The 24,144-nt window shown below is 36.8% G+C and carries 25 protein-coding genes and 1 tRNA gene; 7 read left to right on the forward strand and 19 right to left on the reverse strand.

What is annotated here, in order from left to right:
• Positions 1-180: hypothetical protein (locus tag ACFIJ0_RS07515; RefSeq protein WP_375644309.1), on the forward strand; the 180-nt coding region annotated here is incomplete at its 5' end.
• Complete coding sequence (locus ACFIJ0_RS07520) at positions 173-385, forward strand: hypothetical protein (protein ID WP_375644310.1); 213 nt, start codon at positions 173-175, stop codon at positions 383-385. The genes ACFIJ0_RS07515 and ACFIJ0_RS07520, both read left to right, overlap by 8 nt.
• A 173-nt stretch (positions 386-558) precedes the next feature.
• Here ACFIJ0_RS07520 and ACFIJ0_RS07525 read toward each other — a convergent pair whose 3' ends face one another.
• From ACFIJ0_RS07525 to folE, 5 genes are all read right to left on the reverse strand, one after another.
• Positions 559-1,710 (reverse strand): tyrosine-type recombinase/integrase, encoded by a 1,152-nt coding sequence (locus ACFIJ0_RS07525; RefSeq protein ID WP_375622586.1) that lies wholly within the window; start codon positions 1,708-1,710, stop codon positions 559-561.
• Positions 1,711-2,410: 700 nt separating this feature from the next.
• Entirely contained in the window at positions 2,411-2,917 is a 507-nt protein-coding gene (locus tag ACFIJ0_RS07530; RefSeq protein WP_375622588.1) for a hypothetical protein, read from the reverse strand.
• A gap of 137 nt (positions 2,918-3,054) precedes the next feature.
• Positions 3,055-4,239, reverse strand: coding sequence for an alpha/beta hydrolase (locus tag ACFIJ0_RS07535; RefSeq protein ID WP_375644311.1), 1,185 nt, complete (start codon positions 4,237-4,239; stop codon positions 3,055-3,057).
• A gap of 177 nt (positions 4,240-4,416) precedes the next feature.
• A tRNA-Leu gene (locus ACFIJ0_RS07540) sits at positions 4,417-4,501 on the reverse strand.
• Positions 4,502-4,636: 135 nt separating this feature from the next.
• Positions 4,637-5,257: a GTP cyclohydrolase I FolE gene (folE, locus tag ACFIJ0_RS07545; RefSeq protein ID WP_375622592.1), complete on the reverse strand. Its 621-nt coding sequence runs from the start codon at positions 5,255-5,257 to the stop codon at positions 4,637-4,639.
• Between the two features lie 125 nt (positions 5,258-5,382).
• Here folE and ACFIJ0_RS07550 point away from each other — a divergent pair, with 125 nt between their 5' ends.
• From ACFIJ0_RS07550 to thrS, 3 genes are all read left to right on the forward strand, one after another.
• Positions 5,383-5,811: an iron-sulfur cluster assembly scaffold protein gene (locus tag ACFIJ0_RS07550; protein WP_375622593.1), complete on the forward strand. Its 429-nt coding sequence runs from the start codon at positions 5,383-5,385 to the stop codon at positions 5,809-5,811.
• Positions 5,812-6,162: a membrane protein insertion efficiency factor YidD gene (gene yidD, locus ACFIJ0_RS07555; RefSeq protein ID WP_375622595.1), complete on the forward strand. Its 351-nt coding sequence runs from the start codon at positions 5,812-5,814 to the stop codon at positions 6,160-6,162.
• 112 nt (positions 6,163-6,274) lie between these two features.
• On the forward strand, positions 6,275-8,251 hold the full coding sequence (gene thrS / locus ACFIJ0_RS07560; protein WP_375622597.1) for a threonine--tRNA ligase: 1,977 nt from the start codon (positions 6,275-6,277) through the stop codon (positions 8,249-8,251).
• A gap of 857 nt (positions 8,252-9,108) precedes the next feature.
• Here the strand turns inward: thrS and ACFIJ0_RS07565 are convergent.
• The 5 genes from ACFIJ0_RS07565 to ACFIJ0_RS07585 all read right to left on the reverse strand — a co-directional run bounded on the left by ACFIJ0_RS07565 (position 9,109) and on the right by ACFIJ0_RS07585 (position 13,001).
• Positions 9,109-9,612 (reverse strand): MerR family transcriptional regulator, encoded by a 504-nt coding sequence (locus ACFIJ0_RS07565; protein ID WP_375622599.1) that lies wholly within the window; start codon positions 9,610-9,612, stop codon positions 9,109-9,111.
• A 195-nt stretch (positions 9,613-9,807) separates the two neighbouring features.
• Positions 9,808-10,122, reverse strand: coding sequence for an integration host factor subunit alpha (locus tag ACFIJ0_RS07570; protein WP_015856447.1), 315 nt, complete (start codon positions 10,120-10,122; stop codon positions 9,808-9,810).
• Positions 10,123-10,199: 77 nt separating this feature from the next.
• Positions 10,200-11,174 (reverse strand): beta-ketoacyl-ACP synthase III, encoded by a 975-nt coding sequence (locus ACFIJ0_RS07575; RefSeq protein WP_375622601.1) that lies wholly within the window; start codon positions 11,172-11,174, stop codon positions 10,200-10,202.
• Between the two features lie 49 nt (positions 11,175-11,223).
• The gene (gene plsX, locus ACFIJ0_RS07580) at positions 11,224-12,294 is read right to left on the reverse strand and encodes a phosphate acyltransferase PlsX (RefSeq protein ID WP_375622603.1); all 1,071 of its coding nucleotides are present in this window, start codon (positions 12,292-12,294) and stop codon (positions 11,224-11,226) included.
• Positions 12,295-12,443: 149 nt separating this feature from the next.
• Positions 12,444-13,001, reverse strand: coding sequence for a DUF177 domain-containing protein (locus tag ACFIJ0_RS07585; protein WP_375622605.1), 558 nt, complete (start codon positions 12,999-13,001; stop codon positions 12,444-12,446).
• Positions 13,002-13,220: 219 nt separating this feature from the next.
• Here ACFIJ0_RS07585 and ACFIJ0_RS07590 point away from each other — a divergent pair, with 219 nt between their 5' ends.
• Positions 13,221-13,700, forward strand: coding sequence for an outer membrane protein assembly factor BamE (locus ACFIJ0_RS07590; RefSeq protein WP_375622648.1), 480 nt, complete (start codon positions 13,221-13,223; stop codon positions 13,698-13,700).
• Between the two features lie 75 nt (positions 13,701-13,775).
• Here the strand turns inward: ACFIJ0_RS07590 and nusB are convergent, their stop codons facing one another.
• From nusB to glyA, 6 genes are all read right to left on the reverse strand, one after another.
• Entirely contained in the window at positions 13,776-14,246 is a 471-nt protein-coding gene (gene nusB / locus ACFIJ0_RS07595) for a transcription antitermination factor NusB (protein WP_375622607.1), read from the reverse strand.
• 2 nt (positions 14,247-14,248) lie between these two features.
• A complete protein-coding gene (locus ACFIJ0_RS07600) occupies positions 14,249-14,704 on the reverse strand; it encodes a 6,7-dimethyl-8-ribityllumazine synthase (protein ID WP_375622608.1) in 456 nt (151 codons plus the stop codon).
• 81 nt (positions 14,705-14,785) lie between these two features.
• On the reverse strand, positions 14,786-15,403 hold the full coding sequence (locus ACFIJ0_RS07605) for a riboflavin synthase (RefSeq protein WP_375622610.1): 618 nt from the start codon (positions 15,401-15,403) through the stop codon (positions 14,786-14,788).
• Entirely contained in the window at positions 15,385-16,512 is a 1,128-nt protein-coding gene (gene ribD, locus ACFIJ0_RS07610; protein WP_375622612.1) for a bifunctional diaminohydroxyphosphoribosylaminopyrimidine deaminase/5-amino-6-(5-phosphoribosylamino)uracil reductase RibD, read from the reverse strand. Before ribD ends, ACFIJ0_RS07605 begins: the two co-directional genes overlap by 19 nt.
• Positions 16,505-16,987 (reverse strand): transcriptional regulator NrdR, encoded by a 483-nt coding sequence (nrdR, locus tag ACFIJ0_RS07615; RefSeq protein WP_375622614.1) that lies wholly within the window; start codon positions 16,985-16,987, stop codon positions 16,505-16,507. The genes ribD and nrdR overlap by 8 nt, the downstream gene beginning before the upstream one ends.
• A gap of 11 nt (positions 16,988-16,998) precedes the next feature.
• A complete protein-coding gene (glyA, locus tag ACFIJ0_RS07620) occupies positions 16,999-18,312 on the reverse strand; it encodes a serine hydroxymethyltransferase (protein WP_375622616.1) in 1,314 nt (437 codons plus the stop codon).
• Positions 18,313-18,631: 319 nt separating this feature from the next.
• Here glyA and argC point away from each other — a divergent pair, with 319 nt between their 5' ends.
• A complete protein-coding gene (argC, locus tag ACFIJ0_RS07625; RefSeq protein ID WP_375622618.1) occupies positions 18,632-19,564 on the forward strand; it encodes an N-acetyl-gamma-glutamyl-phosphate reductase in 933 nt (310 codons plus the stop codon).
• A gap of 20 nt (positions 19,565-19,584) precedes the next feature.
• Here the strand turns inward: argC and ACFIJ0_RS07630 are convergent, their stop codons facing one another.
• From ACFIJ0_RS07630 to hflX, 3 genes are all read right to left on the reverse strand, one after another.
• Positions 19,585-20,676, reverse strand: coding sequence for a COX15/CtaA family protein (locus ACFIJ0_RS07630; protein WP_375622620.1), 1,092 nt, complete (start codon positions 20,674-20,676; stop codon positions 19,585-19,587).
• 130 nt (positions 20,677-20,806) lie between these two features.
• Positions 20,807-22,633 carry a hypothetical protein gene (locus ACFIJ0_RS07635; protein ID WP_375622622.1) on the reverse strand — a complete coding sequence of 609 codons (1,827 nt, stop codon included), beginning with the start codon at positions 22,631-22,633 and terminating at the stop codon, positions 20,807-20,809.
• A gap of 149 nt (positions 22,634-22,782) precedes the next feature.
• Positions 22,783-24,120 (reverse strand): GTPase HflX, encoded by a 1,338-nt coding sequence (gene hflX / locus ACFIJ0_RS07640; RefSeq protein ID WP_375622624.1) that lies wholly within the window; start codon positions 24,118-24,120, stop codon positions 22,783-22,785.
• Between the last annotated feature and the right edge of the window lie 24 nt (positions 24,121-24,144).

The raw sequence follows: 24,144 nt of genomic DNA on the forward strand, positions 1-24,144 counted from the left end.
ATGTGCGTGCTGCTCTCTCTGACTGGTTGCGCGACAAATAAATATGCTTCTTCTTGTGTTGGCTGGTTGCCTATTTATTTAGAGAGGCAAGATGTCAACGTCATCAGTTCTAATTTAGCAAGAGAGATCTTAAAGCATAACAAGCAGGGCGAACGTGTGTGTGGGTGGAAACATGGTTAGAAAAAAAACACAAGACGATATAGAGCTTACAGAAGCAGAAAAAGAAATACTTCAAGAAATCATCATGACCTACAAAAGTGTAAAAGTGATGTCACGTTATACGAAATGGATTGTACTCATTATACTCTTATTAGCGCTTGATTTTTCACGTATTATGGATGCGTTTGTAAGTATTTTTACACAAAAACCAAATATCCGACTCTAAACATACTCTGAGACGCGCGAAATTCTTTAGAAAATGGATTATCAATTTTGCTCGTCTCATGGAGGCTATCAATAATAGCTTTACACATTTAAAACTGTTATTTTCACAGAATTGGACATATCAAATTTCTCTTCAAAATAGCTAAAAACACTGCAGAGGTAATTGTAAAAATTCTATCCTGTTATAAATGCAGCCCACTGTTCCAAGAGAGCATGTCGTTGTTCTAAAAAATCCGTTCGCATGTAGGCTTTCGTCACTGAACTCCCAACTGAATGGGCAAGAACAGTTTCGGCAATCTCAAACGGTGTTGACGTTGTCTCTGCTATCCAATCCCGTAAGCTTGAACGAAAACCATGGGGACGATAAGTCAAACCGCAAAGTGTCATATATTTTGCCATGGTGACATCAGAAATGGGGTTGCCTCTAAGACCAGAAAAGAGAAAACCATTCTTTTCAAAGGGGAGAGTTTTTTCAATAACTCTCAAAGCTTCATCACTTAGTGGCACACGAAAGTCTGAAACTTTTCCTACAATACCTTTCATGTTTTCTTTTGGTATCGTCCATATATTTTTGTCAATTTGTTCAAGGCGCAAATAGCGCAATGGATATGACCGTGCGCCTGTCAAAATCAATAACTTCAGTGCTAAATTTGAAAGGATCTTATCATCCAAGCTTTGATAAAAAACCGGCACTTCTTGCCATGGCATAGCAGGAATATTTGTTGATGTCGCACGTGGTTTTCCTAAAAGCGCGCGTGCCTTCATACAAGCCTGTAGATCAACATCTAAACCAAGAGCCGCTGCATATTTCAAGCAAATATTGATACGGTTCAGTGCTTTTCGCGCTGTATCTGCTTTTTCATGCCAAAGAGGTGCAAGAACATTGCGAATGATATTGGCTGTTAATTTTTCTATAGGTAAATTACCTATGTGTGGAATAACGTGTAACTCTAGTGGAGAAAACCAGCGTCCGTTTTTACCTTCATTTTTCAACTCTGCTTTTTTGCTTTCAAAAGCCGCTTTTGCAATTTCTTGAAAAATATTGCTTTGCTGTTTTAAAATAGTCTGTTCTCGAAAGACAATAGGATCATTGCCTTCTTTAAGAATATCACTATAATATCTTGCAAGCTCACGCGCTTCTTTTAAAGAGAGTTTTGTAACAGGACCAAGTCCCATTTCACGGCGCTTATTGTGGTGCGTATAGCGAAAAAACCAAGAGCGTGTATTGTCTTTTCGAACATTTAACCATAGCCCTGCCCCGTCACAATATTTTCCTTGTGGAGAGGACTTTACAAGTAATGCTGATAACCGATGAATCGCCCTCACTTAACGTCCCCTCTCGTCCACCTTTTCAAGCATTGCTCGTCCACCTTTTTTGGTCCACCTTTTAGACCACCTTTAATTTCTGATTTGAGATTTTTTCTTTAATTCTTACTTTTTTTATTGAATCATAAAAAGCTATAGACATCAATACGTCCTTACACATCTTTATATACTTTGAATCTTGTTGCTAAAGCCCGATTCGCTCTCTGGGGGCACCATATGCTTTTTTTATTACGTGTAGCTTATTCATTTTCCGAGTGTTTTTAAATTCAAGAGCAGGTAGAGGTGGACGTGAATTTACAAAACATGTTATTTTTATCAAACCTCTTTTTTAATGCTTTAAATCCAGCTAATTCCTACCAAGGAAAATATTAAAGTTTAAGTTTCTGATGAGTATATTAACCACTTCATAACATTGGCAAAATTATCCGGCGAGCTATTCTTAAAAGAATCAGAAAGTTTTTTGTAAAATTCTTTCCACAAACATTTTCTTCAATAAAGCCACCTAAGTCGTCAGCCTTAACTTTAGCAAAGATATAACTAAAGTCTTTAAAGCTTTAATGCGATAAAGAGTGTGATTATAAAATACATGTGTTTTATTTTTTAAAGCAAATTCTTTTCTTTAAAAAAATTATAGCCTTTTATCTAACAGCGTTTTTTGCTGTAAAATTCAAATTATCTATCAGCTCAATTAAAAGAACTTTTATTGTTTAGCTTTTCTGCTTTTTTCAAAGAGATGTGGGCTTTCAAGAATAAGCTTTTCTCGTGCTTTTTGTAACTGTTTAATGACTTCATCAATCTTTGATGGAGAACAAAAAGATTCTTGGCTATTCAACAAATGCAGCCTCTCCTTTCCCTCATATAAACATTGCATCTGAGATTGAAGTATTCTAACTTCTTGAAAAAAAAGACGTCCTGTTTCCTTAAAACCATTATTAAGTGCAAAAAGTTGATCGGAAATGGATAGCAGCATTTGTTTTAAAAAACGCTCATTTTCTTGGCGTTTACGATATTCTAAAATAAGAGCATGGCTTATCTCATCTAACTGTTTTTTTGTAGAATCAATTTGACGCAATAAATTTGGTTTTTCCCCCATAACACCTTTTCTCACCTTCACAAGCATAGCATGAATGTCTAACAACTGAATTGCGGAATGAGATAAATAGTCAACAACTGTAGGCGTATTAACATAGCGTTTCCGTGCAATCATCACAAACTCACCTAATGACTGTTTTTTACATTCATCCCGCTATTTATTTTTCATTTTACAAAGTCATTCTAAAGAAAGTGCTAAAAAATATTACCTCCAATGCATTATTCGATGGAACCCCTTCTCTTTTTTCACTATCAACGTGGAACCCGTGTAGAAAGAAAACGTACAGGTGTATAAAGGATAAGATGTGTTGTTTTTTCCAACACACTACTACCATCAGCAAGAAGGGCTTGACTAGGTGATAATTCTGTACCTTGCATAATTGTGGAAGCCAAAGAACCTTCTCGAGAAAGAGCCATCAACGTTGGCGAAGATGCAAACACATTGTGTGCTCCCCCATCCACATAAGAGAAATCAAGAACAGCTATTCCATTTTTACGCAACACTTCAATATCCGAGCCATCGCCCACACGATGATGTCCACCCGTAAGACGTCCTGAAACCGCGAGAGCTTTATCCGCTCTGGATACTAAAATAGCTGTTGGCTTTGGGAGTTTTTTTATATCATTAAGTTGGCGCTCAAATACATCAACATCAATGTCTGGTGCAGCCATTAATAAACTTGTAATACGACGAATAGGCTTATATTTTTTCTGTAAGGCTAAAGTTCTAAATGCTTCCATTATAACAAAATTGCCCATAGAATGTGCAATAACCGAAATCTGATCAGCATTGGTTTCACTAATAAGTGTTAAAAGCTCTATCAATCCGTCACGGGCAAAATTAGCACTGTCACGATCATAAATATAAAGAGGAACAGATCCGGCGGAAGGCCATGAATAATGCACAGCAACAACATTTAAAGAATAATCGTGTGTAAACTGTGCTGTACGAAATATACCATCTGCAAAATTATTATTATACCCATGGATAAAAAGAAAAATTTCTCTTTTTCCTTTTGGCTTTTTTTCTAAAGCAGCATTTAATTGCTGTTTAAACTGTTCTTTATTATCGTATTTTTGCAATGCTACTGCTGCAAAATACTTATCATGCGTAGGTTTATACGCATTTATTTCAACAACTCCCTTTATATGTTGCTGAGGAATTCCTACGTCAACACGATTATAATGTACTTTATTTGATCGCTCTGCACCATAAGGTTGAGCGTAATTATTTTGCATCATACGACTTGTTGCAACATACACTGGAACGATAGCTTTTGGAAAAACCCGTTTTCCTTCAACTTCCCTTTCTACTGCAGTCATAGAAGGAGTTGCATGCACTCCATGCCAAAGCACAGCACGTGAATCACTACATGCTGACAATAAAGAAATACAAATAAGAAGTGTTAAATATCTTAGAATTATTATACTTCTCACTGCAACTTCACCCCACCCTATAAAAATATAACACTTCAAATTCACAGATAAAGTAATAAAAAATGAAACATTATCAGCAACACATCAACAAATAACATACAAAAAAGATTTTTCTATAATGCGCACACCCCTCTCTCTACATAACTTCATCTCATTACAGAGAGACTTACTGCTAATTGGTGCGGTCGAGAAGACTCGAACTTCCACGGGTTGCCCCACAGCGACCTCAACGCTGCGCGTCTACCAATTCCGCCACGACCGCACGTGGGAAAACATTTTGGTTTTTAGCCTTTAACAAATCATAAAGAAAGGTACAAGCCAATTTTCTCTTTCTCATAATTTATTTTTATCCGGATGCTTTATAACTTAATAGAGATTACTAAAAATATGGGCTTTACTATGATCTTTGAATCATCATCATAAAATGTGCTTGTGCAGCTTGATCTTTTTCATAATAACCATGAAAGTTTTTTGTAATTGTTGTAGAGCCCTGTTTTTGGATTCCTCTCATAGCCATACACATATGCTCAGCCTCAATCAATACTGCTACACCATGAGGATTCAGATACGTTTTTAACGCGTGAGCCACTTGCGCTGTCATAGCTTCTTGTGTTTGTAAACGACGAGAAAAAATATCTACAACACGTACAATTTTTGAAAGACCAACAATTTTTTCATTAGGAAGATATGCTATATGTGCTTTCCCAATAATTGGGATCATATGATGCTCACAGTGTGAATAGAAAGGTATATTTTTTACGATTACGGCTTCATTGTATCCTGAAACCTCTTCAAAAACTGTGCCTAAGGTTTCTTTAACCGATTGACTATAACCATTAAAAAGCTCGCGATATGCCTTGGCTATACGTCTTGGAGTATCTAAAAGCCCTTCTCTATTTGGATTTTCCCCTATCCATAAGAGTAATGTACGAATCGCTTCTTCCACCTTTTCAATACTCGGACGCTTTTCTTCAGATAAAAAAGAATCCTTTGCGTTTTCTCTAACAACATTACGCATTCAAAAACTCCAAGCTTACTCTATACAAAGCATTTGCTCCATACCTATTTCATTTTGTATAATCTCTATATACGCGAATTAAAAGTTTAAACAATCACGACTCTCAAAATTTCAGGCAATAGCGCATGATTGATAATATTTATAATGATAAAATACTTAAATATGCTGCACATATAGGCAAAATTGGGCGTCTTAATAATCCTGATGCAACATCAAGAAAACATGCACATCTTTGTGGTTCGACAATCACTGTAGATTTAAAAGTGGAAAATGGTATTATTACGGATTTTGCCCATGAAATACACGCATGTGTGCTAGGGCAAGCTGCGGCTTCACTTTTAGCATCTCATATCCTCGGACAAACAACACAAGATCTTAAAATATTGTATGAAGTTATCTATCAAATGCTAACGCAAAATGGTCCTTCTCCTCAAGCTCCATTTGAGGATTTTTCTTGCTTACAGTCCATTAAAGACTATAAAGTGCGCCATGCAGCAACACTACTACCCTTTGATGCAACAATAGACTGCATTCAAAAAATTGAAGAAAAATAAATGTTTAAATTACAATCTCGACAAAAAAAATTGACTCGAAATTACACAGGAACTTGGCAAAAAACACCCGGACGATTATTGGGTATTTTCTTAATACGTTTCTATCAAATAACACTTTCGAGTCTTATAGGCAATCAATGTCGCCATGTCCCGACTTGTTCAGAATATACATATGAAGCGATTGCACGCCATGGGCTTTGGGCTGGTGCATGGATGGGACTCTTTCGTATCATGCGTTGTGGTCCATTTGGAACAAATGGCTTTGACCCAGTACCTATTTCTCTTGGAGATTCCTGCTGTTTTTATAAACCTTGGCGTTACTGGAAAATTTCTGACAAACACAACAAATAATCCTTTTCTTTTTTCGTATCTATTGATAGAAAAATCAGTCTATAAGCTTTTTACTCAATTTTCACGAAACCATCCGCAATCGTTAGCGGAATTGGATTAAAAGGGTGTTTTTATGTCTTGCTCTATTTCTGTTTTTTTTCCTGATGGTTCAAAACGTAATTACCCCGCCGAAATAACAGGCTTGGAATTAGCAGAATCCATTTCTAAATCACTCGCAAAAAAAGCAGTCGCTTATAGTCTTGATGGTATCACGCGAGACTTATCGGATCCATTGGGACAATCTGGTCAAGTAGAGATTATTACCCGAGAAGATTCACGCGCTCTTGAGATCATAAGACATGATTGCGCCCATGTCCTTGCTGAAGCAGTGCAAGAACTCTTTCCTGAAACGCAAGTAACAATAGGTCCTGTCATTGAGAATGGATTTTATTATGATTTTGCACGCCAACAACCTTTTACATTAGATGATCTCACCGTCATTGAAAAGAAAATGCGTGAAATTATCCAACGCAATAAACCTTTTAGAAAAGAAATTTGGTCTCGTGAAAAAGCGAGAAAAGTTTTTTCTGAGAAAAAGGAATTTTACAAAGTTGAACTTATTGATAGCATTCCTGAAAATCAAGATTTAAAAATTTATTATCAAGGAAAATGGTTTGATCTTTGCCGCGGACCGCACATGCAATCTACGGGGCAAATTGGGAATGCTTTCAAATTAATGAAAGTCGCAGGAGCTTATTGGCGTGGCGATGCTAATAATCCAATGCTCACGAGAATTTATGGAACAGCATTTGCAAATGAAAATGACTTAAAAGCCTACCTCCATATGCTAGAAGAAGCTGAAAAACGTGATCATCGCCGTTTGGGACGTGAAATGGACTTATTTCATTTTCAAGAAGAAGGGCCAGGAATGATTTTTTGGCACAAAAAAGGTTGGAAAATGTTCCAAAATTTGATCAACTATATGCGTAGACGCCTTGATGATCATCAATATGCTGAAGTTAATGCACCACAAGTTCTCGATAGGTCACTCTGGGAAATATCTGGCCATTGGGGCTGGTATAAGGAGAATATGTTCAAAGTAATTCCAGCAACAGAAGATTCAAATCATGGGAATGTTTATGCCCTCAAACCAATGAATTGCCCTGGTCATGTGCAAATTTTTAAACATGGTTTAAAATCTTATCGTGATTTGCCTATTAGACTTGCTGAATTTGGACTTGTCCATCGTTATGAGCCTTCAGGCTCTTTACATGGTCTTATGCGTGTGCGTGGTTTTACGCAAGATGATGCGCATATTTTTTGTACTGATGAACAATTAGCCGATGAATGTCTTAGTATTAATGATCTTATTTTATCAACTTATGCTGATTTTGGTTTTAAAGAAATTAGTCTTAAGCTTTCAACACGTCCAGAAAAACGAGTTGGATCTGATACATTATGGGATCATGCAGAAAGTATCATGGAATCTGTCCTTAAAACGATTGAAACAAAATTTGCAGGACAAATCAAAACAAGCATCCTTCCAGGGGAAGGAGCATTTTATGGTCCAAAATTTGAATATACATTAAAGGATGCTATCGGTCGTGAATGGCAATGTGGAACAACACAAATAGACTTTAATCTCCCTGAACGTTTTGGTGCATTCTATATTGATAAAGATTCAGAAAAACGTCAACCTGTTATGATCCACCGTGCTATTTTTGGATCAATGGAGCGTTTTCTTGGTATATTAATCGAAAATTTTGCTGGACATATGCCACTTTGGCTTGCTCCTGAACAAGTTGTTGTTGCAACAATTGCGTCCGAAGCAAATGAATATGCTCAAAAAATAACGGCAAAACTTAAAGCTATTGGACTTTCTGCAAAAATAGATCTACGCAATGAAAAAATTAACTATAAAATACGAGAACATTCTTTACAAAAAGTCCCCGTAATTTTGGTATGTGGCAAACGTGAAGCTGAAACAAACAGCGTAAATATGCGCCGCTTAGGAAGTACAAATAAAACTCTTTTATCTGTAGAAGATGTGATTAAACAACTCTCAAATGAAGCAACACCTCCGGATTTGCAACGTGTAGTAAATGCATAACATCACAGAAGATGGTAATACGTCAATTTTTTACTATAAATCTTCAATTTTTGTACAAAATGAAACGATTTGATATTGTAGTGTGTTTTTGTTTCATGCACAATTACCTATCACCAGAAAGAATGACGTGATCACTCTCTACAAGGTGGATTAGTGAAAAAGTTAAATGTAAGCTATGAGCTGTTTAAATGCAAATATCATAGGATTCTCTCATTTTAAATATGTTTATGTTGAATCTATCACAACCATTTGCTTGCACTAGACAAGCGGAATAAGTGTGTGGATAAAAATTATGGAGAAAGGACTTAAAAAATGCCCACAATGAACCGACTCAAGTGCTAAGGATTTTTGCAACCATTGAGGGCAAACTAAACTATAATAATGATGCTGATTTGCTCCTTCATAAGTGTAAAAATACTGATACTCAACGGGTTTACCTTTATGTCATTCACGAGGCATCATGGTAAAATAAGCTTAAGGAGCCTTAAGAAACATCTCTTTAAAACAAGCACATGAATTGGTAAATCAATGGCATTCTACATCCAGCAATCTACACTGATGAGATATTACCTTAACTTTTATAAAACCAAATCAAAGAAAAATGGCAAAACTCAGCGTTTATTCTTTCTCTTCTTCATATTTTACCAAATTCAAAACTCTTATAAAAGACTCGTTAAATATACACATACGATACATTACTACTCGTTAAACGTATAAAACTCTAGGCACACCCATAAAACGTCTAAATATCTACGAAACATATTGCCACACTAGACGCTAGATATTGATTTGTAAAACAATTTCAAAACCCATGTTTTGCTAAAAAAGAAACACATATAAAATTAAAAATATTATTGTTATCGCGCTCTATCAAGAACACGCTTACATTCAATGAGTTCAAACAGGATTTCTTGCAACAATGCTTTATCAGTTTTATCTTTGTAAAGATTCACAGAACCGACAGATATTTCTTCCTCATTTCTCATGAAACTCAAAAGTCCAAAAGAAAATTTCTTAGACTTATTGCTAGTATTTTCAGAAGTTTGTCCTGCATGTTTCTTCTCTATGACCACATTCATAGCATCAAGATCACCATTACCCAATGCAGTCACAAAAGCAACACCATTTTCTTTCAAAAAACGTTGCACACCTTTTATCGTATAACCCTGATCATATAATAACTGCTTAATACCATTGAGCAAATCAACATCGACCGGACGATAATAGCGCCTTCCCCCTCCACGTTTCATTGGTTTAATCTGCCTAAAACGTGTTTCCCAGAATCTTAAAACATGCTGCGGAAGCTCCAACAACTCGGCTACTTCGCTAATTGTGCGAAAAGCATCAGAGCTTTTATCCATTTTGCAACACCTTATTTAAAACAAAATAAATTACTTTACAATGACTCATTATGTCTCAATTTCTCAACAAGATTAGTCAAAAATAAGACCATCATTGGCGACTTACTCAACAGTCTTTTTCTAAAAAACAAAGACCTTTATTTTATCATTTTTTTTACAAATACCAAATATACCATGGCATTTATTTATGAGATATCATTTTTTCTGTCTTGCACGATGCGAATCTAAAATTCTCTGTTTCAGGACATTGGCAGCCTTAAACGTCACAACACGCCGCGGCGGAATAGGTGCTTCAACACCTGTTTTTGGATTGCGTCCAACACGTTCATTTTTACTGCGAACCTGAAAAGTTGCAAAAGAAGATAATTTAACCGCTTCACCTCTTACAAGTGAGTTGCAAATCTCATCCAAAACCAATTCGACTAAAGCTGCTGATTCAGTATGTGACAAGCCCACTCTTTTACAAACTACGCTCGCTAAATCTGCACGCGTTACTGTCTTACTTGTCATTATAACCACCTATTAAAATATTAAAAATTACAAAATGACTTATACGTTTTCTTGAAATATGGTCAAGTAGCCATAATTTACCAACGAATAAGAGTTGCTCCCCATGTAAATCCACCTCCCATGGCTTCTAACATGATAAGATCTCCTTCTTTTATTTTTCCATCACAAACAGCTGTTGTTAAAGCCAACGGAACTGATGCCGCAGACGTATTACCATGTTGATCAACGGTAATCACAACTTTATCTAGTGAAATTCCCAGCTTTTTAGCAGATGCTTCAATAATGCGCTTATTAGCCTGATGAGGTACAAACCAATCTAGTTGTGAAGAATCCATACCTATAGCGGCAAAACAATCATCAACCACATCCGTTATCATACCAACAGCATATTTAAAAACTTCTCGTCCTTCCATACGCAAATAGCCTGTCGTTTGTGTTGTTGAAGGTCCACCATCAACATATAGCTTATCTATATAAGCACCATTAGAGCGCAGTTTTGCAGACAATATACCACGCTCAAAAGCAAGCTCCCCCTCAATTTCTTGTGCTTCCAAAATAGCAGCACCCGCACCATCACCAAACAAAACACATGTCGTACGATCTTCCCAATCTAAAATTCGAGAAAATGTATCGGATCCAATAACTAAAATTCTTTTAGCCGCTCCACACCGTAAATAAGAATCTCCTGTTGTTAAAGCAAAAATAAAACCAGAGCAAACAGCTTGAATATCAAAAGCAAATCCATGGCTCATTCCCAAAGCACGCTGAATTTCAACAGCAGAAGCAGGAAAAGTACGATTCGGGGTGGACGTTGCTAAAATAATACAATCAATGTCTTTTATTGTTAAACCAGCATTTGTAAGTGCTGCTTGCGCAGCCTCAACTCCTAAAGAAACAGTTGTTTCATTTTCACTGGCAATATAACGTTGGCGTATTCCTGTACGCTGAACAATCCATGAATCTGACGTTTCAACAAACTTTGCAATCTCATCATTTGATAAACTTCTTTTCGGCAAAGCACTTCCTACACCACGTATAATTGACCGAATCATTCAGCTCTTACCTTTTCTTCAAATTTTTCATTTCTATTATAAGAGCTTATCATAAGGACTCTCCATTTACCGTCGCTTCATCTTCTTGGTCAAAAAGTGTTTCTTTATTCTCATGAAACCATCGCAAATCAGCAGTTATTTTTTTCAAAAGTCCATTATTAACCATCTCATAACCAACGCGAATAGCAGAAGCAAAACCGTTAGCATTAGCACTCCCATGGCTTTTGATCACAACACCATTCAAACCCAAAAGCACTCCTCCATTCACCCTCTCTGGATCCATTTTGTGTTTCAGCTTACGAAAAGCACCCCGCGATAAAAAATAACCAAGAGATGTTAAAAAAGAACTGCGCAGTGCAGAGTTTAAAATCTCTCCTATCTGTCGCGCAGTTCCTTCTGCGGTTTTTAAAGCAATATTACCAGAAAACCCCTCTGTTACAACAACATCGACTGTTCCTTTTCCAATGTCATTGCCCTCAACAAATCCTTTATATTCCAATCCTTCTAATTGCACTTCACGCAATATCATTCCTGCTTTTTTTATTTCATAAAGTCCTTTAACCTCTTCCACTCCCACATTTAAAAGCCCAACACTTGGTCTTTCAGTGTGATATAAAGCGCGAAACATCCCCGCTCCCATAACCGCTAAATCAACCAACTGACTAGCAGAGGCACCAATTGTTGCTCCAATATCTAAAACGATACTCTCACTGCGAAGTGTTGGCCAGATACCTGCAATACCAGGACGTTCAGCCTCTGCTAGCATTTTCAAACAAAAATAAGACATAGCCATGAGTGCGCCCGTATTACCAGCAGAAATGCAAGCATCAGCTTCACCATTTTTTACCGCTTCAATGGCGTACCACATTGATGATTTACCACGTCCATTACGAAGTGCTTGGCTTGGCTTTTCATCCATGCGTGTATAACTTTCTGTAGGACAAAAGCGCGATACAGAATCCAAACAAGGATATTTTTTTAAAACCGGACGAACAGCCTCCTCTATTCCATAAAACAGAAAATAAATATTTGATAAATATTTTTGTACAATTGCTGCTCCTGCAATAGCTGCTTCTGGACCGTAATCACCGCCCATGACATCCACAGAAATTCTAATCACGCTTGCATATCCCACATCTTTTCATTTACATCTTTAAACACATATTATGATTTTCGGCTCTTGAACACTCACAAAGCACATCTTGCGAAAATCGCTCCGCAGAAAATACCGTTTAGCATACAATAGATATTTTTTTTATGTTTTTACAATCACTTCCAATTTTTCAAAACAGAAAATGGCGAGAATTTTTGCTCTGCTTCTTCTAAACTTTCAACCATATTCATCTTTATCCCCTCTTTACGTGGATAATGATTAATAGACAACTCAAAAAACTCTTCCATGATTGCACCAATATCAATTTTATCATCATAAAACACTTCAGGAGTATCAAGCCCCTCCATATCTAAAAACAATTCTCCTGTATCCTCTGATATTTTGGGCTTCATCAAATTAGAATCTTCAGGAACAAAAACAACCTCAATATTTTCACAAAGGATATTTTCTAATGGTTCTAATGTAACAACACATAACTGTAGTATACGCGCTTGCAACAGACCTTTTATACGCACTCCGCGTTTTTTCCACGGGAAAATATGGAAATTTCCCTCACAAGATTTTACTTCAATTAAATCATGGTTCTGAGCTAAATATGTACATTCTTTTTTGTTTGCACAAAGATGAACCCTTATACCTTTAGCAGGTAGAGAACGTACGGATATTGGATAAGCCAAAGCAAATGTCATTTGAGAAACATTTTGAACATTCATTGACAACTCCCAAACATAAAAACGCATAAAGCACTGTGTTTTTATTTATCTCAAGTATTCATGCATTTTTTTCTTTTCTAAAGAAATTCTATATGGCATAATTTGTTTTATAACAGGGAAACTCAGTGTAAGCTACGGTAGATTAAGCTAACATTAGAAAAAACTTGAGGTTGCCTTCTTGTCCTACATCTCAGTATAAAGGAGATATCATTGTTTCAAATGCCTCACATAATAGCCTTAATCAAACGTAAATTATTGATTGGTCTATCAGCAGCAAGCATAGGAATGCTCACTGGATGTAGTCTTCTTGATTCTTCAGGTTCGAGCCAAATTTATAGAGAGGGCTATGTTCTTGATAAAAATGCTCTAAGCTCTATTTCTATTGGCTCAAGTCAAGAGCAAGTTCTTTTAACTTTAGGGACCCCTTCATTAAAAACAAAATATGATAATGAAGTTTTTTATTACATCTCACAGACACGCTATCGTGGGATGCAGTTTATGAAAACAAAGATTATTGATCGCAAAGTTTTAGCTATTTACTTCAATAAAAATAATCAGGTTGCAAAAGTTGCTAATTACGGATTACAAGACGGTCAGGTATTTGATTTTATTACACAAACAACGCCAACTGTAACAAAAGAACATCCTTTCTTAATTCAAATTATAAAAGGCCCTGCGACTTTGCCACCCCATAATTAAATCATATAGTCTGCATACCGTCTCAATATTATTAGGTCTGATATTATCAGACCTAATAATAGGGGGGTGTAATTCTTAGAGGCGGACTTTTTTTGCCATACTGTCGAGAACTGCATTAACAAGTTTTGGCTCATCGCCTTCAAAAAACGCCTTTGCTATGTCAACATATTCATTCATGACAACCGCAACAGGAACATCTTTACGGTTAATCAACTCCCATAAACCTGCTCGTAAAATTGCTCGCAATATAGAATCAAGACGTGAAAGAGACCACTCTGCAGAAAGCTGTTGATGAAGCAGAGGATCAAGCTGCTTTTGATCTTTTACAACACCCGTTATAATAGCCAAAAACCATTGAAAATCAGCTTCAAGATACTGGTCTCCATCAATATCTTTTCCCAAACGATAAGCCTCATACTCAGCTGCCGTTTCCATCACCCCCGAACCAACGATATCCATTTGATAAAGCGCTTGAACTGCAGCGAGTCTTGCTGCTCCACGTTTATTGGCTGAACGCGGAAAATGTCTGCTGTTTATATCAGCCATATTTAACGACTATCTCCAAATCTCTTTTTTAGAGCGATCATACATAAAGCAGCTTCAGCCGCAAAACTACCTTTATTTTTGTCATCTAGTTTTGCACGCACCCATGCTTGTTCTTCGTTTTCAACAGTCAAAATACCATTTCCAATAGCCAAGTGCTGATGAACCGTTAAATCCATCAATGCACGACAAGAATCATTAGCAACAATTTCAAAGTGATAGGTTTCACCCCGAATAACACAACCAAGAGCAACATAACCATCATAAGATATCTTATTTTGTTCAGCAAAAGCTATTGCACTTGGTATTTCTAATGCTCCAGGAACCGTTACAACATCATAACTTGCTTCAGCTTTTTGCAAAGTATCCACTGCACCTCTCAAAAGCGCATCAGAAATCTCCTCATAAAAACGTGCTTCAACAATCAATACGTGAGGCTTTTTACGTATCTCTTTCATCATAATGGAATTCCACAAAAAACGAATCAAAAAAATCAAGGTTATAAAGCATAAAATTCTGAAAACGATCAATAGAGTTTTGACTTATTCATCTTCTTTTTTTAAAGTAAGGAGTTTTGCAGCATAACGAGCAAGTTGATCAATTTCCAAATTAACCCGATCTCCAATTTTAGCTTGTCTCCACGTTGTTATTTCAAGTGTATGGCGAATAATAAGAACATCAAAAACACAATCCTCAACACCATTAACAGTCAAAGATGTCCCATTAAGTGCAATAGATCCCTTATTGACAATGAAAGGCATAAATTGTCTTGAAACTTTTAAATAAAAACGAATTGCATCCCCTTCATTTTTTTGATCAATGATTTCAGCCAATCCATCAATATGACCAGAAACCAAATGTCCTCCCATTTCATCACCCAATCGAAGCGAACGTTCCAAATTAACAAAAGTTCCTTTTATCCATTGTGCAAGATTCGTTAAACGTAATGTTTCTTCCCACGCCTCGACAACAAACCAATTGGAATCTTCTTGTTTTAATCCTCGCTCTACAATCGTCAGACAAATTCCTGAACAAGCAATTGATGCGCCAATTGCTAAGCGTTCTATAGCATAGCGTGTAGAAATCTTTAAACGCATCCCCTGCTTTAAAGGTTGAACATCTTCAACACAACCAATATCCGTTATAATTCCTGTGAACATAATGTCTTACGTCTCCATTTATAAAAACGGTCATTTCCAAACATTCTTGTCTCAATCTCATGAAACTGCGAGAGATAATTTCCAAAATGAGGGGCTTCAATACGATTTTTTCCTAAAACAATGGGGGTATAAAAACATATCAAATGATCAACACAACCAGCATTCAAAAACTTTTCCCCTGTCTTTACACCCCCTTCCAATAAAACACTATTAATCCCATGTTTATAAAGCATCTGTAAAAGAGCAAAGGGTTCTACATAACCATTGTTCATCTCTACCGAATAAACAGACACACCATATTGCTCCAATGCATTTTTTTTGCTTTTCTTTGAAAGATCCACACCACAAATAACCCATGTAGGAATTTTCATGGCTGTTTGGACAACTTTTGCATCAAGGGGGATAGATAAATCTGCATCCAAAATAATACGAATTGGTGAGCGCATCTCCATCCCTGGCAAGCGGCAATTGAGTTGTGGATCATCTGCTAATATAGTACCAATACCAACAAGGATAGCATTATTTTGAGCACGTAGAATATGCGTATGGGCATGAGAAATTTTTCCACTAATTTTTACGCTGCCCTTCTCTCTTTTTCCAACACCATTATCGGCGGAAATTGCCATTTTAAAAGTGACCGCACAGCGTTGTATCTTCCTTATGCACCAATGCGTCCATAAGGATTCAAATGCCTCTTCAGCTAAAATGCCCTCAACCACTTCAATACCCGCCGCTCGCAAAAGAGCAATACCATAACCATCAACACGCTTGTCACAATCAGTCAGTGCAACAACAACTCGAGAAATACCTGAATCAATAAGTGCATTCACACACGGAGAAGTTTTTCCATAATGCGCACAAGGTTCTAAAGTAACATAAGCAGTCGCTCCTTGAGCCAAAGAACCAGCCATGTGTAAAGCTTGCACTTCCGCATGAGGACTCCCATGAATAGCTGTTACGCCATAGCCAACAATAAATGCCCCCGCACTATTATCGTTTCGCACAATTAACGTACCAACGGAAGGATTCTCACCTGTAAGACCGACATGACGTTCCGCTAAACGAATAGCAGCAGCCATAAACCGTTCATCTTGCACTTTTTTATTCATCAAAACGAGATTCTGTATCCGCGATACTCTTTGACAATTCATCTATAACATCGTGAAAATCGCTTGCATTACGAAAATCTCGATACACAGAAGCAAAACGAATATAAGCAATATCATCAATTCTTTTCAATGCTTCCATCACAAGATGTCCAATTTTTTCTGAAGCAATCTCTGGTTCTCCCAAACTTTCAAGCTGGCGCACAATACCAGAAATTGCTCGTTCAATATGATCAGGATCAATATTGCGCTTACGTACAGCCACATCAACTGATCGCATTAACTTATCACGATCGAATGGTTCACATCGTCCACTTTTTTTAGCAACTAAGAGCTCACGCAACTGAACACGTTCAAAAGTTGTAAAACGACCACCACAAACGGAACACACACGGCGGCGGCGAATCACTGCCCCCTCTTCTGCTGGACGTGAGTCTTTAACCTGTGTATCCTCATATTGGCAGTAAGGACAGCGCATCTTTTGTGTCCTTAACGAATGCTAAGATAAGAGTAAAGAGGAAATCGATTCGTTATATCTTTTACCTTTTTCTCAACAGCCATTTCAACGGCATAATTATCTTCATCACTTTTTGCGCTCCGAAGACCATCAAGAACTTCTGAAATCAAATGACCAACTTGAATAAACTCTTTTTCTAAAAAACCACGCGTTGTGGCAGCAGGTGATCCCAAGCGAATTCCCGATGTTATAGATGGCGTTTCAGAATCAAAAGGAATACCATTTTTATTGCAGGTAATATGAGCGCGTCCCAAAGCCAATTCAGCACGTTTACCTGTGAGATTTTTGGAACGTAAATCAACCAACAACAAATGATTATCTGTACCACCAGAAACAATATTAAAACCATTACTCTGTAATATTTTTGCTAAAGTTTTCGCATTAGCGACAACATTGGCACTGTAACTCTTAAAAGAAGGACGCAAAGCCTCCTCAAACGCAACAGCCTTTGCGGCAATCACATGCATTAAAGGACCACCTTGAAGACCAGGAAAAATTGCAGAATTAATTTTTCTGGATAAAGCCTCATCATTTGTCAATATTAAACCACCACGAGGACCTCGAAGCGACTTATGTGTTGTTGTTGTTACAATATGCGCATGCGGAACAGGTGAAGGATGCATGCCACCAGCAACAAGACCAGCAATATGAGACATATCCACGAGTAGATGAGCACCAATCTCATCTGCAATTTCACGAAATCGTTTCCAATCCCATAGCCGTGGATAAGATGAGCCACCCGCTATAATAAGTTTGGGCTTACGTTCTTTTGCAAGCTGCTCCACCTCATCCATATCAATAATCTGATCTTCTTGACGCACACCATAGGAAACAACATCAAACCATTTTCCTGACATATTAACAGATGAACCATGCGTAAGGTGACCACCAGCATTTAAATCTAATCCCATAAATGTGTCACCAGGCTGAAGCAAAGCTAAAAAGACAGCTTGATTCATTTGGCTACCAGAATTAGGCTGTACATTTGCAAAAGCAGCACCAAAAAGCTGTTTTGCCCTTTCAATGGCTAAATCTTCAACGACATCAACAAATTGACACCCGCCATAGTAGCGCTTTCTTGGATAACCTTCTGCATACTTATTAGTTAAAACAGAACCCTGCGCTTCAAGAACCGCTCTTGAAACAATATTCTCTGAAGCAATCAGCTCAATTTCATGTTGTTGACGCTCAAACTCCCCTCTAATTGCATCAAAGATTGCACCATCAACAGTTTGTAAATTATCATTAAAAAAGCGCTTTTGTGCGTCATTTTCTTGCTGAGTCATAAAACACGTTCCTAACATAAAAAAATAAAGTCACTGAACGATAACACAGCAAACCATGCAAACCAAACATTTTAAACCACTTACACTCAAAAATAATGATGCAAATATTTATCTTATTCTTTGTTATAAAACAGCTAAAAACTTCCCTCTCAAGAATAGTAAAAATGAGATTACATTTCTTCTTTTACACTCTTATTTGTTTACACCTTTTACAAAAAATATCTATAATTTAAAGAAATTCAATAATTTAATGATTAAAAATAATTTATAATGTGAAAAGCTGAATATAATAGGCAAAGTTAATACAAGGCAAATAAGAATGCTAACCAAAGTTTTTATTGATGGTGAACATGGCACAACCGGACTACAAATACAAAAACGCTTAGAGAGACGTACAGATTTAAAACTACTCTCTCTTGCTCATAAAGATCGCCATAATGTTCATCTGCGACAAGACTATCTTAATCAAGCCGATATTGCTATTTTGTGTCTTCCAGATGATGCTGCACGCGAAACAGTTCATTGGCTTAAAAAAAATAAAAACATTAGGATTATTGATAGCTCGACAGCCCACCGTGTTGCACCAAACTGGGTTTACGGTTTTCCTGAAATGACAGCAGGACAAAGAAAGCGCATCCAAGCAGCACATTATGTAACCAATCCCGGATGCTACCCTACCGGTGCTATTAGTTTGATTCGACCACTCCGTGAAGCAGGACTGATAGACGCCTATTATCCCATCTCGATTAATGCAATCTCCGGCTATACCGGTGGTGGAAAACAGTTGATTTTACAAATGGAAAATCAATCTCAACAAAATATTCAGGAAAATTATTTTATCTATGGTCTTAATCTTGAACACAAACATGTGCCAGAAATAAAAATCTATGGACAAATCAATCAAACCCCACTTTTTATACCAAGTGTTGGTCGTTTCCCCCAGGGAATGATTGTGAATCTTCCTCTGCATCGCCATTTATTCACAAAATCAGCAAACTGTTCTGATTTGCGCGAAATTCTCGCAAACCATTACGATGGACAAAATACCATTTTAGTTGCATCACAAGAAGAAACTGCTTCACTTCAAAGACTTAATCCAGAGTGTTTAGGCAATAAAGATGATATGAAACTGTTCGTATTTGGAAATGATCGTGAAGGTATTTTTAATCTCAGCGCCATATTTGATAATTTAGGAAAAGGCGCATCAGCTGCGGCTATCCAAAACCTCGATTTAATGCTTTCAAGCGACTAAACCTCCCTAAACACATACTTTTATTCAACAACGCGATATGCCCCTTTCGTTGCTCGCCAGTGCGCAACCGCAAAACATAACACTGCTAGTGCCATACTTTGATGAATGAGCCCTAAACTTATCGGAACCTCGTGTAACAGTGTTAAGATACCCAAGAGTGCTTGAATAATAATCATAACACAGATAAAAAATGCACGACGAGAATGGGTTGAATGTGGAACATTTTTTTGTACATAGAAAGCATGCATAACTGCAATAATAAATAAAAAATAAGCAAAAAACCGATGAATAAATTGAACCATTAAGGAATTTTCGAATAAATTGAGCCAAACAGGACGATGCTGCAACAATCCATCAGGAATAATCTGCCCATCCATAAGAGGCCATGTATTATAAACTTTTCCAGCATGAAGCCCTGCAACCAAAGCTCCGAAATAAATCTCTATCAAGACGAAAATAACAAGCCAAGCCGCAAAATATTGCACCTTTTGATTTGCTGGTTTTTCTGAGTATTCTGCAAGTCCTCGAGATAAATAAGTAACAAAAACAATAACAAAACATGCCGTTATAAGATGAAATGCCAAACGATATTGGCTCACACTTGTTAAATCACTTTGCCCAATCCCTGAAGAAACCATCCACCAACCAATAAAACCTTGAAAGGCGATAAGAATAGGCACGACAATAAGCGGGAGTAAGATATTTTTTTCAACACGCTTAGTCGCCCAAAACCAAATGAGCCCCAATAAAGCGACAAGACCAACAAGACGCCCAAGAACACGATGCGCCCATTCCCACCAAAAAATGACCTTAAAAGCACTTAAGGTCATATCAGAATTAAGCAGCCTATATTGTGCGATCTGTTGATATTTTAAAAATTCCTCTTGCCATTGATCCACACCAATCGGTGGAATAACGCCGTGTATTGGCTTCCATTCGGTTATAGATAATCCTGATCCCGTCAAACGAGTAGCGCCACCCACTAAGACAATTGCTAAACAAAGCAATAAAATAGAATAAAGCCACATCTGTATTTGTTTTCTATTTTTCTTTTGCACAGGCGTTAAAATGCTATTGTTTAATCTCTTTACTGCCATCTCTGATTGCCCCACGCTTCTCTCCAACTACAATGTATTTTAAAATTTAAACATTAAATCTTTGTGTATTTTGTATGTACTATAACTTTAACAAAAAACAAACGTACCACTATAACATGCGATACATATTTCTTTTTTACGAAGTTTATGATGCAACAACGCGATAAACAGTCTTTGGAAAGGCGCTGACCATCCGCATCATCCATTCTTGTTCATTAAGAACAGTATTACAAATATAATAGTCTGTTAGCTCTGCAAATTGCTCAAATCCATATTTTGGTTCGCTTGTCATCTCTAGGATGATAAAGTCATATTCTTTTTTAAATTCTTGTAATATATAAGAAATGTCATTTGAAAAATCTTGTGCAGAAATAGCACTTGTTAACCCCTGAGGGAGAATATCGACTCCCGTATCATAATCACGGTAAATAACATCATGCAACTGGGCATTGCCCGTTAAAATATCACTCAGTCCGCGATGTAGACCAATGACTTTCTCTATTTGTTGACCAGAAATATCGACTAACAAAATTGTTTTGTTCTCTTTTGTGAGATGAAGTGAAAGCTTTGCCGCTGTCCGTGCAGCCTCTGGTCCAATGATTGAAATAATGGTTGAAGCACGCCATTTCAAAATATCAGATAATCCCTCTATCGTAATAAAAGCTTCAAGATTTTTCATTTCTTGAGAGACTAAAATACTCTCGTTCTTCTTAAGAGCATTTTCTTTTGATCTCAAATCCTCTTCTGAGAGTTGGTCTTTTTTGCTTTTAAAGCACGGATAAAATAACAATATTCCTAGCAAAAGAGTAAGGAAGCTGGCCAATGCACTCACAAAAATATTTTTCCCATAAAGTGCCATAAAAGAAATTGGTGCTAACGTTGTTGGCATAACCACGTGGATATTTGTATTTTGTAAGAGAAGAGGATCATCACTCAATCTCGGATATGAACCAATAATTTTTTCTCTTCGTTGAGCAGACTTGCTCATCGCTTTATTCTGTGCATCGACTGCTGCTTTTATTTTATTTTCAAACTCATTAAATATTTCATTCAAAGATTGGGATTGATCTTTTACAAAAAAGTTTATTCTTTTTTTGAGTTGTTTTTCTAATTCCGTTGCAATAGCCTCATCTGAATGAACTTGATAAACGATTTGTAAAATTTTATTTTTTAATTGATCAGAAACTGTCTCTAATTCTGCAGTCATTGCTTTAATTTGAGGATGTGTCCACCCCAATTGCGCCGCCATATGTGCTCTTTGCGTTTCCAAAAGATCACGTTTAGATTCCAGAGCAACAATTGCTGAATTACCTGCAATAAACGATAAAGACAATAAAGACTGTCCCTTTTCACGCATCATGTTAATCGTTGAATTTAAACTTGTTAAATGAAGACGCTTTAAAGTTGCTTCCGTTAATTGCATAGAAAGATCATGAAGCTCTGCTTGTTTTACACCATGTTGAATAAAAGAATCAACAGATGTACGAAATCCCTGTACGATATTAACGATTGCAGTATTATCATATTGTTTGTCTTCTAATTTATCATTTAACAAGAATTGTTTCTGTTTTATGATTGCTTGTGAAAATGCGGAAAACCAAGTTTCTAACCCACGTTGAGCTGCTTCAAGTGTCTCAGCTTCAAAAGTAAGATCGATAAAATCACCATGACGCGATAAACGGATATTTTCATGATTTTTTTTCTTATAAAAAGCACTTAAAGAAAAATGCGAATCATTGAAGAACATAGGCTGTGAAAACAAAAAGGCGATAACATTGTCTTGCTTTTTAATTGGTAACGGTTTTCCTACAGAATCAGATAATGAAAATATTAAAGTTGCTTGGTAACCACGGGGCTGGACAAAATAATACAACCAAATCAAAGATACACATAGCATTTGTAATAGCAAAACAATCAAAATGCTTCGCCATACGGTACGTACGAATAGTCTTTTATTACACTTAAGACTCATCTTTATCTTAACCAGCAAAATACTTTTTCATATTGTTTTATTAAGAGAAAGTAGTAACTATCCTCTTAACTTACTGTCATATTATTTTGAGATAAGAAAAACATAAAATTTAAGCACAAATGTTCAGCAGTAGCTTTAAAAAACTTGATTCATATTTTTTTGATGTTCTCTAATTGTTTTTTTGCTTCAGAAGTAATAACGGCTCTAATGGTAACAGACCCATCATCATGTCCTTCTTGCACTATTTCCGCAGAGTTTTCATAAAACCAATCGATAAGCGACATCTCATGAGGTTGTAAAAGATATTCAATGCTTTGCACCTCTCCAAAAATTCGCTTTTCAATGGCTCTTAATAATTGATCAAGTCCATCCCCCTTAAGTGCTGATACCATGAGAGCAGGATTTAATCGTGTTTTTGCGCTTGTTTGTAAAACATTCAATGCCTGCTCATCCAACATATCAATCTTATTCCAAACTTCCATGATATGCTCCATATCATCAATATCGATATCAAGACTTGAAAGCACTTCTAAAACATCTTGGGCATGTGCACGATGATCAAGATCTGACATATCTCTTACATGAAGAATGAGATCCGCTTCAACCACTTCTTCAAGGGTTGCTCTAAAAGCTGCAATCAAATTTGTTGGCAAGTTAGAAATAAACCCCACAGTATCAGACAAAAGAATAGTTTTTCCATGGGGAAGAACAACTTTACGCAAAGTCGGGTCAAGCGTTGCAAATAACATATTCTTTGCTAAAACATCTGCACCGCTTAAACGGTTAAAGAGAGTTGATTTTCCTGTATTCGTATATCCTACCAAAGCAACAACAGGATAAGATGTTTTTTTCCTTTTTGCTCTATGAAGTGCACGTGTTTTAATAACCGTTTCCAATTCGCGACGAATACGAATAATTTTCTCTTGTAAAAGACGCCTGTCTGCTTCAATTTGCGTTTCACCAGGTCCACCTAGGAAGCCACGCCCCCCCCGTTGTCTTTCCAAGTGCGTCCAACTACGCACAAGTCGTCCTTTTTGATAGGACAAATGCGCTAACTCTACTTGTAAAACTCCTTCTTTTGTTCGTGCACGATCCCCAAAAATTTCAAGAATCAAAGCCGTTTTATCGATAACTTTGCAATTCCATAATTTTTCTAAATTACGCTGCTGTACTGGCGTTAAAAAGTGATCTACAATCGCAAGCTCAATAGAATATTCATCTATATAACAGGTTAACGCATCTACTTTACCTTTTCCAAAGAGGGTCGCAGAGCGAGGCGTTGCAATATTAATCGTTTCATAATTAACAACTTCTAACCTTATAGCATGCGCTAACCCCAATGACTCTTTAACACGAGAAGATATAGAACACTCTCTCAAAGAGCTTTCACTTCTATTTTCTTGAAAAATCGGTATCAAAACAAGTGCGCGCACCTGTCCTTTATTCTGAGAAAACACCCCTCCTAATCTCTCATTTTCATTTATCATAGCAATTTAAGTACTTTTAAAATG

It is taken from the genome of Bartonella sp. OC68QHHN (assembly GCF_042193875.1).
GTDB lineage: Bacteria > Pseudomonadota > Alphaproteobacteria > Rhizobiales > Rhizobiaceae > Bartonella > Bartonella grahamii_A.